This is a genomic window from Clostridium sp. CTA-17, assembly GCF_054767895.1.
This window is the reverse complement of record NZ_BAAABF010000002.1, coordinates 95,127-111,192: the sequence shown is the minus strand read 5'-3', so window position 1 is coordinate 111,192 and position 16,066 is coordinate 95,127. Positions and strand designations below refer to the sequence as shown.

The window sequence follows — 16,066 nt, the reverse complement described above, 5'->3', positions numbered from 1 at the left end:
TTACTTCACCTTTCTTTAAATTATTCGGTGAAGCAAACCCTACTTTAAACTTTTAACACTTTCTCTTACCATAAGTTCTAAAGGAATTTCACAAGTATTTATACTTTTCTCTCCATTTATCAAACTTAAAATATTAAGTGCTATTTCTTCACCAAATAATTTATAATCAATTTTTACAGTGGTTAGTGATGGATATGTTATTGCACTTACCTCATATCCTCCAAAGGCTGCAATAGAAATATCATCTGGTATCTTCCTCCCATTCTCAAGAAGATATCTCATAAGCCCAAGAGCTATATTATCTGTTGCACATACAATAGCTGTTGGATTATATTTTAAAACCTCTTCTCCTGCTTCATATGCTTTATCAAAAGAAAAGTCTGTTTCTACAAAACTTATATCGCACTCTTTTTCAAAAACATTACAAAATCCTTTTTTTCTAAGAATTCCAACTTCTCTATCACTTTCACTAACACCTAAGAACACAATATCTTTATGTCCTTGTTCTTTTATATATGTGCCTAAAATATTTCCTATCTTTTCATCATCTAAAACTAAATAATTTATATAATCATTTTTTTGTCCTGAAAACAAAATAGGTATAGGAAGTTTATTGGCTAATTTTACATGTTCTTTTGAAATTTCAAAAGACATTATAATAATTCCATCTACTCCTTGATTATATAACTTATTAATTTGTTCTAATTCCTTTTCTATGTTAAATTCACTTGTTAATATTATTCCTTGATAACCCTGTTCTTCTAGTTTTTTATTTATACCATTTAATGTTTTACCTGCAGTAAATGAATCTATTCTAGGAACTATTATTCCTATTAACTTACTTTGTTTAGACTTTAACCTTTTAGCAAAAAAGTTAGTTTCAAAACCAGTTTTTTCTATAGCTTCTTTTATCTTAACTGTATTTTCATTACTCACATAACCACCATTTAAATATCTTGATACAGTACTTTTTGATACTCCTACCATATTAGCTATGTCCTGTATTGTAACTTTCATCATTTTCCTCCTAAATAAAGATATATATCTTCTTATATTATAAATTATATCATTACCCAGAAGTTTTTAACCATATAATACTATTTTGAAATATTTAAAAGCAGGCTCTGTAAAATCACAGAGCCTAAAAATTATTCTTGTGGTTTAAAGAATATATATGTTAATGCAAATGAAATAGCAAATCCAATAGCAATTGTTATGAAGTACTGAATTAATCCTGTATTAATATAAAGAAGTGTTCCCGGTATAGCTGTTATTCCCATACCAGTTCCAGCCAATTTCATCATTGATGCAAACATTCCTGATGCAGCTCCTCCTATACATGCAAATATAAATGGTTTAATAAATCTTAAGTTTACTCCAAATATAGCTGCTTCTGTAATTCCTAAAAAGGCTGGTATTGCTGAAGAAATATATAATGAACGTTTTTTCTTATCTTTTGTCTTAAATCCAACTGCAAGAGCTGCTGCTCCTTGAGCTACTATAGCCCCAGTTATTACTGCATTAAATGGATTTAATCCTGTACTTGAAATTAATTCAACTTCTAAAGCATTAAATATATGATGAACTCCAGTTACAACTATAACTTGGTGAACTCCTCCAATTATTGCTCCACCTATTCCAAATGGTAAGCCTAAAAACATTTTAAATAAATCTAATATGTAGACTTCACTTGTATGCATTATAGGACCTACTACTAAAAGTCCAAGAATCATTGATACTAATAAAGTTAAAAATGGAGTAAATATTAAATCTAGTACATCTGGCATAAACTTTCTAATAAATTTTTCTAATTTAGCTGCTATAATACCTAATACTAAAGCTGGAAGTACTGATCCTTGATACCCTACTATAGGGATACTTATTCCTAATAAAGAAATATATATTGGATCTGCTCCTCCTGCTACCTGCCAAGCATTTGGAAGCTGAGGGGCTACAAGCATAAGCCCTAATACTATACCAACCACAGGTGTTCCACCAAATTTTTTCATTGTTGACCAAGCTACTAAGGCTGGTAAGAATATAAATGCTGTATCTGTTAAAACCTCTGATAAAGTATTAAAAGTTGGACTAAATTCAACTCCTAAATTAGTTAAAAGTCCTCTTAATCCCATAAATAAACCTGTTGCCACCAGTACTGGAATTATAGGAACGAAAATATCTCCTAAAGTACGGGATATTTTTTGTGGTAAAGTCATATCACTATATGCATCTTCTTTTACATTCCCAGTTTCTACTCCTTCACCATTCATAGCTGCAAAGACTTTATTTACAAATCCAGTTCCTAGAATTATTTGATATTGAGCAGCAGCAAAAAATTGTCCCCTTACTCCATCAATATTCTCAATTGCCTTTTCATTTATTAGACTTTTATCTTTAACTATAAGTCTCAATCTAGTTGCACAGTGTTCCATTGATTTTATATTTTCTTTTCCACCAATATTTTTTAATATTTCTTGAGCAACTATTTGTTCTTTACTCATTTTAAAACCTCCTAAAATCTCTTCTCCTTTGATATCCTTTACTTCTTGAACATATGGTATCAGTTCCACACATTTTTTGTCAAGCCTTTAACTTTATATTTTAAAATATTTTCAAGATATTTTTTGATAAATTTCATATTTAAAACTTATTTAATTATTATTATAATAAAAAATTATACTTTTTTATTGAAATTTCATATTTCTTCGAATCCTTTACATTCAAACCATGGGATTAGTTTCATATGAGATACTCAAAAAAATATTTATAATAAAAAAATAAGGTTAACCATTACTGATTAACCTTATTTTTTGGGTTTTAATTGAATTATTTTAATATAAAATCTTTTTCTATTTCTAGAGATTCTTTTAAAGCATCAATAGTATTCATAACATTTCCTTCTATATCGAGAGCATGATTTGCACCTTCTATTATAAAACTTTCTACATCTTCTCTTTTTTCTATCTCTACTCTATGAGCTATACTTAATAATGGATCTTTATCTCCTGTTATAACTAAAGAATTAGCTTCTATGTTAAACTCATCTAAAGTCTTATTTATTGGGCTTATATATATATTTCTTATATTTTTAAATCTTCCACTTAAATCTTTATTTAAGAAGGATTGTACACTTGTTCCAATACTTTTTCCTATTATTAAAATCTCTTCATATTCTTTTTCTATGGCATTATCTATAACTTCTAATGACTCAGAAACCATTATACTAAACTCTTTTTCAATGTTAAATTCACTTCTATTTATTTGATATCCATATTCTATTTCTAGAACATCATATCCTATTTCTTTTGTTAATTGTTTAGAATAATCCAAGTAAGATCTATCTAAACAATACCCTATTCCAGGTAATATTATACAAAGCTTTTTACTTCCAGCATCAATAAATCTTGGACTTAATTCAACACCCCAATATGATTTTATTATTTTATTACTCATTTTAAAAACCTCCTAATTTTTAAAGTTCTCAAAAATCTGTCCTAAAAAGTGATATGAAAGGGAGAAAAAATATTTCACTTCTTAGGACAAATTATTTTTAAATCTATAATAAATTTTGCTAATATTCTTTTCATCTAATATTATAAATTTAAATAATAGTACAATCAAAGTCTTAGAAAAATAAAGATTTAAAATACCACTTCATTTTATTAATAATTTGTTAACTTATTTATATTTTATTAATATTAATTTGCTAATTCCTTGTATTTTTTGCTTATATAAAAAAATTACATAGATTATAAAAATTCCTAATCTATGTAATTTTTAAATAAATTCATTTCTTAATTCTTAATATGATAGTAAACTTATTATATTTAATTTAAAGGGTGTACCCCTTCCCTAAAAATTAAAACTTTACAAATCATATAATCTTTTAAAGTATAAATTTTTATTACTATAAAATTAAGCTCAATACTAATATAATAAAATTTATCTTTCTCACATTAAATAATTATCTTAAAGGTCTATTAGATTCTATAGTTTTATGCATCTTTATTGGCTTAACATTAAAGTTTGATCTGTACTCTGTTTCAGCCCAGAATATATTATCTGCAACTAAAGCTTCTGGATTTAACTCTACTCCATCTAAAATTATTTCTTTAAATTTATGATATCCTGCTCTATCAATTAAGTGACCACCATGTAGATATTCTGGTTTATAATCTAAAGCCCAAGCAGAGAATTTTTGCCAGTTAGCAAATATGCCAAGAACAACTTCCTCTGTTGCAAAGTTTATAAATGTTTTACCCATTCTAGGAGTTTGCTTTCCTGTTCTTCCTCCTATAACTATTCTATAGAATTTTTCTGGTTTTCTAGTCCAAGCACTTGCTGGACATGCTAATACACATTCTCCACATCCCACACAACAACATGGATCCTTATCAACTAATCCTTTGTCATTTAAACTTAAAACTCTTGTTGCATGATGTTCACAAGCCCTTACACAAGCTCCACAACCGATACATCTTTCTGGATGATATTCCATCCTAGCTTGTCCTATAACACCAAAGTCTTGAAAATGCCCTTTAGCACAATCATTTGGACATCCAGCTACAGATACCTTTATATGATAGTGTGATGGGAATACTAATTTTTCTATTTTATTAGCCATATCCTTAGTATCAACATTTGCTTTTATACAATGTGAATTTCCGATACATGCCATAACATTTCTAGCACCTATTGTTGGATATCCATTTTCATCAACTTTCATATCACAATTACATCTATCAACTTCAACTTCTTGTAAATAATTCTCTATAAACTTATTTACTGCTGGAATATTTTCATATTTAATTCCTGGAATATTAAAGGTTTGTCTCATTCCCATATGAAATGTTCCATTTCCCCAAGTTTCTGCTATTTCTTGTATTTGTGATAAATACTTAGCATCTACTATTCCTCCTGGAATACGCATTTGAAGCATAAACTCTCCTGGAACCTTTGATTGACGAAAACAATTTAATCTAACTTTTTTAATATCTATATCATGATTCATAAATAATTCCTCCTAATCTAATAATGTTTTTGCTTTTGTATAATTAAATACAGGTCCTTCAAGACATACATATGTTTCATTTATTCTACAATGTCCACATTTTCCTACTGCACATGACATTTTTCTTTCAAATGAAACCCATATCTTCTCTTCTGGAACTCCAAGTTTTAAGAATTCTAAAGCTGTAAAATGCATCATTACAGGAGGTCCAACTATGATAACCTCATAGTTATCTCCAAAACTTTCTAGAGGTAATTTATTTAAATGAACTGTTACAAGTCCAGTTTCCCATCCTTCTTTTGTATCATTATCTAAAGTATAAATAGTATTGAATTTTTCATTCCATCTATCTAAATCATTCTTGAAAAGTATTCCCTCTGAATTTTTAAATCCAAATACTAGACTTAAAGTTTCAACATAATTTGGTTCATCATAAAATTTATTTATTAAACTTCTAACTGGCGCTACTCCTGTACCTCCAGCTACTATTATTACATTTTTATTTTTAAATTGTTCTACAGGCCAACCTTTTCCATAAGCTCCTCTTAAAGAAATCTTATCTCCTGGTTGTAATTTAAATATTTCATCAGTAACTTTACCTACTGCTCTTATTGTAAAATCTAAGTATCCAGGTCCAAATCCACTAACAGAAATAGGTGCTTCTCCAACCTTAGGAAGAGATAATTCTAAAAATTGACCATGTTCTGGAACAACATCAGAAGCTATTCTAAAAGTCCATTCTTTATCAGTTTCCTTAACTATGTCTATTATTTCACATGATTTAGGTGTTAAAATATTTTCCATTTACATCTCCTCCATTATCTCTTTTACTGCTTTTGAAACCTTATTGATAGTAGCTGTAATTGATATATGCTCTGGACATCTATCTGTACATCTTCCACATCCTACACACATATGCTCTTCTCCAAATTGAGCTTTATAATCATGAATTTTATGCATAACTTTATATCTCATTTTATCGCCAGCAGTTTTTCTAAATACATGTCCACCAGCCATTTCATCAAATCCATCTACATGGCAAGATGCTTGTATTCTCTTTCTCTCACCTATGTTATGATTAGAATCATGAACTATATCCCTTGTTGTAAAGCATGTACATGTACTACAAGCTAGAGTACAGCTTCCACATTGAATACATCTTTTATTGTATTCTTCCCACATTGGGTGGTCCTTTAATTTATTTAAAACTTCAACACTCTCTATTTCTGGTAACTCAACCTTAGCTATATTTTCTTCAATAAATTGAAGTTCAAATTCCTCTTCTTCTTTTCCTTCAAAGTATTTATTAAATTCTTCTTCTTTAACATTAAAAAGTAAATTATCCTCATTAAATCTTACTGCTAAACTATAGTCATCAGTTTTATTGCTATTCATTGTTGTACAGAAACAAGTATCCCATCCCTCTGTACATTCCATACAAATAAACTTAACTCTATCTCTCATTCTTTTATAGAATGTATCTTCAAAATTCCCATTTTTAAGATATATAGTGTCTTGTCTTCTTTGTGCATTTATATCACATGGTCTTGCAAATATAAGCATCTTCTTTTGACTATCCATTTTACTTTCTCTAAACTCATTTTCTATGAAATAATATAAAGTTTGAGAAATCGGAGTTATTACTTCTTTTACTGGATAAGTTGATTTTTCATTATACACTATTTCTTCCACATTATTTATAACATCATATTTTATAATATCTGTGTCTGAGTATCTTCCTTGCTTCTCAAATCTTTTAGGAGCATAAATTATATACTCTTTTTTAAGCTCATTAAATAAATCATTTACTTCTTTTAAATTTAATTTGTATCCCATTCAAACACCTCCAAAATTTAAACCATTCATCTTTTGATAGTTTATTTTTTAACAAACTCCTTACATATTTATAATACTCTATTTTAATAAATAAGTTAAATTCATATTTTTTATTAAATATATAAGTATTTTGTTATGTATTTACAAACTACTTTTCTTAAATTATTCTTAATTTTTAACATTTTATCCATATAGCTTTTACATTTTATTTACTTTTATGGTATATTGTAATAAATAACTTTTAAAGGGGGACTATCTCATGGAAAACCAAAAACAAAATAAATTAGGAGCTGGAATAATCACCATTTCTGTAATACAAATAATTTTTTCAGCTTTTGCTCTTTTTGGATCAATCATTTTATTAATACCAAGCTTTCAAGAAAACCTAGCTACAATTACTGGAGCACCATTAGATCAATTAGGTATAAATAATACTAGTATTATTATTGGATTAGTTTCAATAATATTAGATCTTTTAGGAATAATACTGATATTAAGAAAAAAAGCTATTGGACTATACATATACCTATTAATAACTGCTGCTAATATAATTTATTCAATTATAATAAATGGATTTATGATATCATCATTAATAGGCTCATTAATTTTACCAGTATTAATGACATTCTTTGTTTATAGAAAAAAGGAACTTTTCGGATTAAGTAAATAAGAATATTAATAAAAAAAGATGGAAATCAATTTATAATTTCCATCTTTTTTTCTTTCTTTTTTTATGATTAATTTATACATTTATTACTATTTATCTTCTCTATCTATAAATAGCTTTTATAGGATCTAACTTACAAGCATTGTAAGCTGGTATTATTCCAAATACTATTCCTTCTATTATTGAAACCAATGTAGCTCCTACAAAGGTATTCATTGTAAGTATTGGCTTAAATGGTAAAAAGGCTCCAGCTACTTTGGATATTAAGTATCCTAATAATATTCCAATTAATCCACCTATTAAGGTTACTAATACAGCTTCAAATAAGAATTGAAGTAGTATGCTCTTAGGTTTTGCTCCAATAGCTCTTCTTATACCAATTTCTCTTTTTCTTTCAGAAACTGAAACATACATTATGTTCATAACTCCAATTCCACCTACTAAAAGTGAAATTCCTGTTATAAATGCTATGAATTTTGTTAATCCACCAATTATTTTTTCAAAGGCCTTTGTAACTTCCTCTGGGTCTTGCATCTCATATTTTCCTCCAATATTAGGATGATTAGCCATTAAGTATTTTTCTATGTCCTTATATACTTCTTTTTTATCAACCCCTGCATTAAGTGATACATCTAAGGAAGTTATTACTTCATTGCTATTCATATTGTCTATAGCTTTCTTTGGAACATAACTTGTATTTCCTCCAAAACTCATCATATCAACCTGTGGTAAAATACCTATAACCTCAAAATTTATTCCATTCATGGTTACAGCCTTACCAATACCACTTTCTATTGGATTAAATAATTCTTTTGCAACATTATTATCTAATACAATTACAGACTTATCCTTATCTCCATCTTCAAACCATCTTCCGTATTCAACTTTCTCATTTTTTCCATCATAGGATCCAAGCATAGCAAATTGATTTTTATCAAAATACTGAAGTTGACTACTTGAAAAGCTCATTATGCCCATAAAACCTTGAGATGGCTTCACATCTTTAACTCCCTTTATTCCTTTTATTCCATTCATATCTGATTTTGTAAAAGGTTCTAAAAGACTCATATTAGCATCAAAATTATCTGGTTTAAATGTTATGTTTATCTTATTAGCATTAGTTTCTTGAGAAGATTCTAAAACATAAGCTTTTAATCCATCTCCGACTGAAAGTATTGTAACTACAGAGCTTATGCCAATAATAATACCAATCATTGTTAGAAAAGTTCTTAACTTATGAAACTTTAAACTAGCAATGGCTGTTTTTATTAAATTAATTGCTGACATAATCTTCCCCCTTTGTTATAACCCCATCCTTAACTCTTATTATCTTATTTGCGTATTTAGTTAAGTCTTCATCATGTGTTACCATGATTATTGTCTTATTATCTTCATTTAATTTTTTTAGAATCTCCATAATTTCTGTACTAGTATTACTATCTAAAGCTCCTGTTGGTTCATCAGCAAAAATGACATAAGGATTATTTATAAGAGCTCTTGCAATAGCTACTCTTTGTTGCTGACCTCCTGATAACTCTAGAGGAAGTTGATTCTTCTTTTCTGATAAACCTACCATTTTCAAATATTTATCTATAAGTTCTTCTCTTTTCTTACGAGGTATACTTTTTTCATTATATAATAGAGGAAGCTCAACATTACTTCCTATGGTCATGGAGTTTATTAAATGGAATTGTTGAAATATAAATCCCATATACTTATTTCTTATGTCAGCTTTCTGATCTTCCTTTAATTTACTAACATCAATATTATTAAACTTATATGTTCCATCTTCAAAGCTATCTAATAATCCTAGTAAGTTCATTAGAGTTGTTTTACCACTACCTGATTTACCCATTATCATGACAAAATCGCCTTGTTCTATTGTTAAATTAACATCCTTCAAAGCATGAAATTTCTCTTTACCTAAGCTATAGTATTTATTTAGTTTAATAACTTCTACTATATTACTCAACCTTCATCCCCTCTTTCATGTTCGGAGTAGGATTAGAAACTATTTTATCTTCTTCATTTAATCCACTGCTTACTATAACTATATCTTCACTTCCTTCTTTAGGTGAATATGTTATAACTTGCTTAACAAGTTTTCCATCTACATTTTTAAATACAAATTTTTCATTATCTCCACTTAAAATTGCTTCCTTAGGAATTTCTATTGGCTTTTTATCTAAATTAACAGATGCTTGAACATGGAATCCATTAGTTAAATCTTCCTGAGAATCTGGTGTTATCTTAACTTCGTAATAAGACATATTTCCACCTGCGCCTCCTTGTGCACCTGTCTGTGCTGATAAAGAAGCTCCATTATCTACAGGAGTATTTCCAACAGATGATATTTTACCCTTTATATTTTTATTTGTTGAAAGAATAGTTATTTCAACTTCTTGTCCTTCCTTTATCTTAGGTTGATCTTTTTCATTTACGCTTCCACTAATATAATAATCACCTGATTCAACAGTAATATATGGTTGTGTAGGATTTCCACTTGATTCTGCCAATATTATTTTTCCATCTATAGGAGCCGTTACTTTATAATATTCCTTATCCTTTAATGCTTTTATTTGCTTTTCTAGAAGTTTTATTTGCTCATCTACATTTCCAGTTGATAGCTCCCCACCTGCATTTTGCCCTAAATTAGGCATTTGACCTCCTTGAGGCATTTGATTCTCTAATCCGGCTTTCTTTAAATCCTCTAATTGTTTTTTTGCTTCTGCATTTTGTTTGTTAATTTCTTCCTTTTGACTTTTAGCAGAATTTAATTGTAATTCTAACTGCTCTACTTGACTTTGAACCTGTTCATTTTTATATGTAAATAAAGTATCTCCTTTTTCAACAACATCTCCATTTTTAACTTCTACCTTATCTACAGTACCCTTTGTAGCATCTAAAAATATATTTTCAACTTTTTCTGGTTCTATTTTCCCATTTACAAAAACCTTATCTGTAGAGGGAACAGTGTATATCTCCATAGTTGCCACTGATTCCTTATTCATACTTTGTTTTAAAAAATAACTTCCAACTCCTACCCCTGCAAGTATTACAACTGTTACTATTGCTATTATGTATTTCTTTTTCATGAATATCCTCCCTTACGAATTATTTATCCTAATAATATCATATTTTTAAAAATTATGTATAAATTTTGAATATTTTAAACCTTAAATAAACCTTAAATCCCATTTTTAATATTTTATTAACAAAAAAATAAGATAGCAAAACTATCTTATTCTCCTAAAACATTTTCTATACATTTTTTAGTTACATAAACCATAAATGTCATATCTTCTTCTGAAATAATATATGGTGGATTAAAATATAATACATCCCCTAAAGGTCTTAAAATAAGTCCCATTTTTAAAGCTTCTTTGTATATTTTGTATCCTATTCTTAAATCACTAGAAAAACTTTCTTTTGTTTTTCTATCTTTAACCAACTCTATAGCATTTATCATTCCAATATTTCTTATTTCACCTACATTTTTATGATTCTTTATGGCTGAATTTAACTTTTCATTTAATAAATTTCCTTTCTCATTTACCATATCTAATATATTTTCTTCTTCAAATATATTTAAAACCTCAACAGCTATAGATGACCCTAAAGCATTACCTGAATAAGTATGTGAATGCATAAATGCTTTATGTTTATTATAATCATCATAAAAGCAATTATAGATTTTATTTCCTGTTAATAACAATGCCATTGGCATATATCCACCTGTTAACCCTTTAGATAAGCACATAAAATCTGGACATACTTCACCATGTTCTGTAGCAAACATCTTTCCTGTTCTTCCAAAGCCTACAGCGATTTCATCTGCAATAAAATGCACATCATATTTATCACAAGCTTCTCTTAATTTCTTTAAATATAATGCTGGATATATTTTCATTCCAGCAGCTGCTTGTACTAAGGGCTCTATAATAACTCCTGATATTTCTTCTGAATATTTTTTAAGCTCTTCTTCCATATAAAAAAAGCATTCACAGTCGCAATTTTCTCTTTGTTTAGAAAATTCACATCTATAACAATTTGGAGCTTTTACTCGTATTACATCTATCATTAATGGTTTATAAACTGAACTATAAATATCTAAGTCTCCCATTGATAACGCGCCTAAAGTTTCTCCATGATATGCATCTTCTAAAGCTATAAATCTTTTTTTCTTCTCTTTTCCACTCTGTCTATTATAATGAAAACTCATCTTTATAGCTGCCTCTATAGCTGAAGAACCATTATCACAGAAAAATACCTTATCTAATCTTTCTCTCGTTAACTTTATTAATCTTTTACTCAACTCTATAGCTGGCAGATTAGAAAAATTAGCAAAAATAACATGCTCCAACTTATCTACTTGATTTTTCAAAGCATTATTTAACCTTTCATTGGAATGTCCAAAAAGATTACACCACCAAGAACTAACACAGTCTAAATATCTTTTATTATCTAAATCATAGAGATATGGTCCTTTTCCTTCTTTTATTATTATAGGTTTAAGTTCCTCATAATCTTTCATCTGTGAACATGGATGCCATATATATTCTAAATCACTTTTTATTAAATCCTCTTTAAATTCCATAAAGCACCTCATTAAGTTCATTTAAATCATAATTTTCTATATCTTCTATCTTTGGTACAGTTGAAATATTATTTACTCCTGTTAATTCTTTTATTATCTTCTTATTATCTCTGTGTATGATATCACTTTTATTAAATTTATTAAGTATTATTCCTTTTACTTTTAGCCCTAAGTTTCTTAAATAACTTACTGTTAAAACAGTGTGATTAATAGCACCTAATCCACTATTAGATACTAGTATTATTGGAAGGTTAAGCTCTTTAATTATATCTTCTAGCATAAGCTTTTTCTCTGAAAAACTTATTGGACACACTATTCCTCCACTTCCTTCACAAAGAATAAAGTCATATTTATCTCTAACCCTCTTATAATCTTTTTTTATCTTTTCCATACTTATAGAAACTTTTTCTACTTCACTTGCTAAATGAGGAGAATATGGATTTTCTAGTATGTAAGAAACCATATTTTCATAAGATTCCTTAAGTCCAGAAATCTCCATAACTTCTTCACAATCTAAAGGTATTAACCCCTTTTTGTCTTTTATAGCTCCACTTAAGACTGCCTTGTAATACCCTGCATTCCTTCCCTCTTCTCTTAACTTTTTTAAAATTAGTCCACTAATAAAAGTTTTACCAATATCAGTATTAGTTCCTATTATATATACTCCCTTTTCCATAACTAAAAAATCCTCATCCCAATATTCTCTATTAATCTTTTATCATCTTTTATCTTATTTCCACATGTAGTTAATAAATTTCCTGTTATAGTAGCATTTGCTCCTGCTTTAAAAGCATTTTCACCAAAGTTTTTAAGCAAATACCTCCCTCCTGCTAATCTTATTTTAGCTTCTGGATTTATAAATCTAAAAACGGCTATAGTCCTAAGAATTTCTTCTTCATTTAAAGGAGTCATATGCTGAAGCTTAGTTCCCTTAATAGCACTTAAAACATTTATTGGAATTGATTTTATTTCTAATTCTCTAAGAGTAATAGCTAAATCTATTCTATCTATAATTGTTTCTCCAAGACCAATTATTCCTCCCGAGCATACTTCTAAACCAGCTTCCTTAGCATTTTTTATAGTCTTTACTCTTTCCTCATAAGAATGAGTTTTGCATATTTTCTCATAATAGTTTCTGGATGTCTCTAAATTATGATGATATCTTTTTACTCCAGCTTTCTTTAATTTTATTAAAGACTCTTTATTTATTATTCCATGGGAAGCACAAAGATTTATTTTAAGTTCTTTATTTAAATTTGAATAATAAGCAATTACTCTCTCAAATTCCTCACCATAAAGTCCTCTTCCTGAGGTAACTATAGAAAATCTATGAACTCCTTCATCTTCATTTTCCTTAGCAACCTTTTTTATCTCTTTATAATCAAGAAGAGGGTATTCACTTATATTAGTCTTATAATACTTAGATTGAGCACAAAAAGCACAATCTTCTCCACACCTTCCACTTTTCCCATTAATTATTGAACATAAATCAATACCATCACCATGAATTTCTTTTCTTATATTGTTAGCTTCTTTAATTAACTCCTCTATATTACTATTAAAAAGTCTTAACCCTTCTTCCCTAGTTAATTTTATATTTTTTAAAGCTTTTTCCTTCATTTTTAAAATAAAATCCATAAAAATCAACTCCGCTCTTTAAATATAATCAAGTCTTTTTAACCTTGGACAAACCTTAGATCCTACTAATGAAATTATAAATGTCAATAACAAATCACTTGGTAAACATGCTATAGCTCCAATGCTTACTGCTGATAATAAGCTCATAGCATCCCCTAGATAAAAATTATAAATTACATACATATATGAAACTCCAAATAAATAGATTACTAAAAGTCCTAAAATTCCAGCTAAAAATAAATTTTTAATATTTATACTTTTTAGATTTTCTGTTATTTTTCCAATTATATAAGCTCCAAAAATAAAACCAATTAAATATCCAAAGGTAGGTTGAAATACATATGATGGTCCGCCTCCTTGAGTAAATACAGGAATTCCAAGGAGTCCTACTAATACATAGATTATTTGAGCTAAGGCTCCTCTTTTAGCACCAAGTAAAATTGCTCCTAAGGCACAAAAGAAATATTGAAGTGTAAAAGGCACTATTGGTATTGGTATCTTAATAAAAGCCCCAATAGCTGTAAGTGCTGCAAAAATAGGTATCAGTGTTAAATCTCTTGTTTTCATTTCCATAGTTAAATCTCCTTTAATCTTATACATCCATACAATTTTAAAAATCAATTTATCTTGATTATCAAAGTATATTCCATATAATAACCTTATAATTTATAATTGTCAACTATTTTATATTTTTAGGTTTACAATATTGTTTCATTAGTTTACTATAAACTCTATTTCAAAATTTCATTTATTTTTAATTAAATACAATTAAAACCTCTTGTATTTTAAGCTAATCTATTTTTCTATATCTCATATTCTTTTGAGTAAATATAAAATACTAAAAATAAAAAATGAGCATATATCAAAATCTAATAATAAAACTTACAATATAAATATCTTTGTAAGTTTTATTAAATTTTATTTTAATACATGCTCTTATAATTCTTTTTTCAACACTAATTATTTTGTTTGATTTTGTCCTTGTTCATTTTGTTGATTTTGATTATTCTCATTTGACTGATTTTGTGGCTTATCTTGGATATTTTCTTGATTCTTTGATTCATCAGAATTATTTCCTGTTTTTATAACTATATTACCATTTTCATCATAAGTTATTCCATCTTTAACTTTTTCACTAGCTGAGCTAAACATATTTACTAGAAAATCCTTAATATCAACTAAAACATTTTTTATACCATTTAATGCTTTTTCTAAAAGACCACTTTCTTCTAATTGTTTTCCTGTGTCTTTTAATATTTGTTGAAGCTTGTCATTCATTTGATTTAAAGATTCTTTCATAGCACCATAGTTATAGTCTAAATCATTTATTTTAGACATAAATTTTATTGTTTGCTCTTGTTGCCCTTGTGTTAAAAGTATATTATAGTTATTTGTAACATTGTTTACTATCTTACCTATTTCCTCATCATTTTTAGGTTTATCTTTAATTACATCAGTTTTAATATCATTTACTACTACAGCGGCTTCATCTTTTCCTAGTGTTTGTCCATCTTTAGTTTTAGCATTACTTAAATTATTAGTTAAAGAAATTTCCTCTCTTGCAGCCTCTTTCTTTGGAAGAGATAACTCCTCCCCTGATGCATCTTCAAATCCTTTTAAAATACCAGCTAAGGCAGCTGTTCCTGTAACCTTAAATGGAGCATCAGCCTTTACATCAGCATTATTTACCCCTGAAGTAAGAAGGGCATTAGCAAGCATACTTCCTGTTACCTCTGTTAAATTGTTAGTAGTTACATTTATTCCACCTTTGTCCTTAACCACTACGTAAGAACTTGATATTGATTGACTGCTAGCAGGTATTGGTTTACTTGTATCTAAACCTAATTGTTCTCTTATATCTTGATTAGTTACATCTATTATTTTAACATCATTAGCTTTTACTCCAAAAGCATCTAACATTTGTAATCTTTCTGACTTTGTTAAATTAGCTCCTAAAGTTACTACAGCCTCAGTTTTTTCACTTTGTGCAAATACTGGAGTAGCCATTCCAAACATGAATGTACTAACTATTGCTCCACAAAGAACTTTCATAATACTCTTTTTCTTTATCATACTCTATTTGTTGTAAGTAATAGCTAATATACTTTTAACTATTTTCCTATTACTAACAACCTCACCTCCTAAAATAATTATTATGAGAAACTTAAGCTTTAAAGTTAAAACTCTGCTTAATTAATCATCTGTTTTCAAATTATATCATGGCAAATATGACTAAAAATTAAAATTTAATTACGTTAGTATATCTTAAGAAAAAAGTAATTTATATAAATAAAGTCCTAGCACAATATTAATTGTA

Annotated in this window: 15 protein-coding genes; 1 reads left to right on the top strand and 14 read right to left on the bottom strand. The window is 28.0% G+C overall.

What is annotated here, in order from left to right; genetic code table 11:
* Positions 1-39: 39 nt before the first annotated feature.
* The 6 genes from ACYUCG_RS04820 to asrA all read right to left on the bottom strand — a co-directional run bounded on the left by ACYUCG_RS04820 (position 40) and on the right by asrA (position 6,847).
* A complete protein-coding gene (locus ACYUCG_RS04820; protein WP_460268219.1) occupies positions 40-1,017 on the bottom strand; it encodes a LacI family DNA-binding transcriptional regulator in 978 nt (325 codons plus the stop codon).
* Positions 1,018-1,148: 131 nt separating this feature from the next.
* Complete coding sequence (locus ACYUCG_RS04815) at positions 1,149-2,501, bottom strand: sucrose-specific PTS transporter subunit IIBC (RefSeq protein ID WP_460268218.1); 1,353 nt, start codon at positions 2,499-2,501, stop codon at positions 1,149-1,151.
* A 325-nt stretch (positions 2,502-2,826) separates the two neighbouring features.
* Entirely contained in the window at positions 2,827-3,453 is a 627-nt protein-coding gene (locus ACYUCG_RS04810) for an alpha/beta hydrolase (RefSeq protein WP_460268217.1), read from the bottom strand.
* Positions 3,454-3,964: 511 nt separating this feature from the next.
* Positions 3,965-5,011: a sulfite reductase subunit C gene (asrC, locus tag ACYUCG_RS04805; RefSeq protein WP_164813233.1), complete on the bottom strand. Its 1,047-nt coding sequence runs from the start codon at positions 5,009-5,011 to the stop codon at positions 3,965-3,967.
* A 12-nt stretch (positions 5,012-5,023) separates the two neighbouring features.
* Positions 5,024-5,815, bottom strand: coding sequence for an anaerobic sulfite reductase subunit AsrB (gene asrB, locus ACYUCG_RS04800; RefSeq protein ID WP_060796468.1), 792 nt, complete (start codon positions 5,813-5,815; stop codon positions 5,024-5,026).
* Positions 5,816-6,847, bottom strand: coding sequence for an anaerobic sulfite reductase subunit AsrA (asrA, locus tag ACYUCG_RS04795; RefSeq protein ID WP_087325627.1), 1,032 nt, complete (start codon positions 6,845-6,847; stop codon positions 5,816-5,818).
* Between the two features lie 259 nt (positions 6,848-7,106).
* Between asrA and ACYUCG_RS04790 the strand changes: the two genes are divergently transcribed.
* Positions 7,107-7,517: a hypothetical protein gene (locus tag ACYUCG_RS04790; RefSeq protein WP_460268216.1), complete on the top strand. Its 411-nt coding sequence runs from the start codon at positions 7,107-7,109 to the stop codon at positions 7,515-7,517.
* Positions 7,518-7,616: 99 nt separating this feature from the next.
* Here ACYUCG_RS04790 and ACYUCG_RS04785 read toward each other — a convergent pair whose 3' ends face one another.
* The 8 genes from ACYUCG_RS04785 to ACYUCG_RS04750 all read right to left on the bottom strand — a co-directional run bounded on the left by ACYUCG_RS04785 (position 7,617) and on the right by ACYUCG_RS04750 (position 15,801).
* A complete protein-coding gene (locus tag ACYUCG_RS04785; protein WP_460268215.1) occupies positions 7,617-8,801 on the bottom strand; it encodes an ABC transporter permease in 1,185 nt (394 codons plus the stop codon).
* Positions 8,788-9,486 carry an ABC transporter ATP-binding protein gene (locus tag ACYUCG_RS04780; protein ID WP_164475236.1) on the bottom strand — a complete coding sequence of 233 codons (699 nt, stop codon included), beginning with the start codon at positions 9,484-9,486 and terminating at the stop codon, positions 8,788-8,790. Before ACYUCG_RS04780 ends, ACYUCG_RS04785 begins: the two co-directional genes overlap by 14 nt.
* Positions 9,479-10,609, bottom strand: a complete 1,131-nt coding sequence (locus ACYUCG_RS04775; protein ID WP_460268214.1) for an efflux RND transporter periplasmic adaptor subunit — start codon at positions 10,607-10,609, stop codon at positions 9,479-9,481. Before ACYUCG_RS04775 ends, ACYUCG_RS04780 begins: the two co-directional genes overlap by 8 nt.
* Positions 10,610-10,755: 146 nt before the next feature.
* Positions 10,756-12,111 carry an adenosylmethionine--8-amino-7-oxononanoate transaminase gene (gene bioA / locus ACYUCG_RS04770; protein ID WP_460268213.1) on the bottom strand — a complete coding sequence of 452 codons (1,356 nt, stop codon included), beginning with the start codon at positions 12,109-12,111 and terminating at the stop codon, positions 10,756-10,758.
* Positions 12,101-12,787: a dethiobiotin synthase gene (gene bioD / locus ACYUCG_RS04765; RefSeq protein ID WP_460268212.1), complete on the bottom strand. Its 687-nt coding sequence runs from the start codon at positions 12,785-12,787 to the stop codon at positions 12,101-12,103. The genes bioA and bioD overlap by 11 nt, the downstream gene beginning before the upstream one ends.
* A gap of 2 nt (positions 12,788-12,789) precedes the next feature.
* Positions 12,790-13,749, bottom strand: a complete 960-nt coding sequence (bioB, locus tag ACYUCG_RS04760; protein ID WP_460268211.1) for a biotin synthase BioB — start codon at positions 13,747-13,749, stop codon at positions 12,790-12,792.
* An 18-nt stretch (positions 13,750-13,767) separates the two neighbouring features.
* Entirely contained in the window at positions 13,768-14,322 is a 555-nt protein-coding gene (locus ACYUCG_RS04755) for a biotin transporter BioY (RefSeq protein WP_003481659.1), read from the bottom strand.
* Positions 14,323-14,709: 387 nt separating this feature from the next.
* Complete coding sequence (locus tag ACYUCG_RS04750) at positions 14,710-15,801, bottom strand: DUF1002 domain-containing protein (RefSeq protein WP_060796458.1); 1,092 nt, start codon at positions 15,799-15,801, stop codon at positions 14,710-14,712.
* Between the last annotated feature and the right edge of the window lie 265 nt (positions 15,802-16,066).

Coding starts and splice junctions, on each gene's coding strand:
- asrA (WP_087325627.1), bottom strand. CDS start 6,847: ATGGGATACAAATTAAATTTAAAAGAAGTAAATGATTTATTTAATGAG.
- ACYUCG_RS04755 (WP_003481659.1), bottom strand. CDS start 14,322: ATGGAAATGAAAACAAGAGATTTAACACTGATACCTATTTTTGCAGCA.
- ACYUCG_RS04750 (WP_060796458.1), bottom strand. CDS start 15,801: ATGAAAGTTCTTTGTGGAGCAATAGTTAGTACATTCATGTTTGGAATG.
- ACYUCG_RS04820 (WP_460268219.1), bottom strand. CDS start 1,017: ATGAAAGTTACAATACAGGACATAGCTAATATGGTAGGAGTATCAAAA.
- asrC (WP_164813233.1), bottom strand. CDS start 5,011: ATGAATCATGATATAGATATTAAAAAAGTTAGATTAAATTGTTTTCGT.
- bioA (WP_460268213.1), bottom strand. CDS start 12,111: ATGGAATTTAAAGAGGATTTAATAAAAAGTGATTTAGAATATATATGG.
- ACYUCG_RS04790 (WP_460268216.1), top strand. CDS start 7,107: ATGGAAAACCAAAAACAAAATAAATTAGGAGCTGGAATAATCACCATT.
- bioD (WP_460268212.1), bottom strand. CDS start 12,787: ATGGAAAAGGGAGTATATATAATAGGAACTAATACTGATATTGGTAAA.
- asrB (WP_060796468.1), bottom strand. CDS start 5,815: ATGGAAAATATTTTAACACCTAAATCATGTGAAATAATAGACATAGTT.
- ACYUCG_RS04775 (WP_460268214.1), bottom strand. CDS start 10,609: ATGAAAAAGAAATACATAATAGCAATAGTAACAGTTGTAATACTTGCA.
- ACYUCG_RS04785 (WP_460268215.1), bottom strand. CDS start 8,801: ATGTCAGCAATTAATTTAATAAAAACAGCCATTGCTAGTTTAAAGTTT.
- ACYUCG_RS04815 (WP_460268218.1), bottom strand. CDS start 2,501: ATGAGTAAAGAACAAATAGTTGCTCAAGAAATATTAAAAAATATTGGT.
- ACYUCG_RS04810 (WP_460268217.1), bottom strand. CDS start 3,453: ATGAGTAATAAAATAATAAAATCATATTGGGGTGTTGAATTAAGTCCA.
- bioB (WP_460268211.1), bottom strand. CDS start 13,749: ATGGATTTTATTTTAAAAATGAAGGAAAAAGCTTTAAAAAATATAAAA.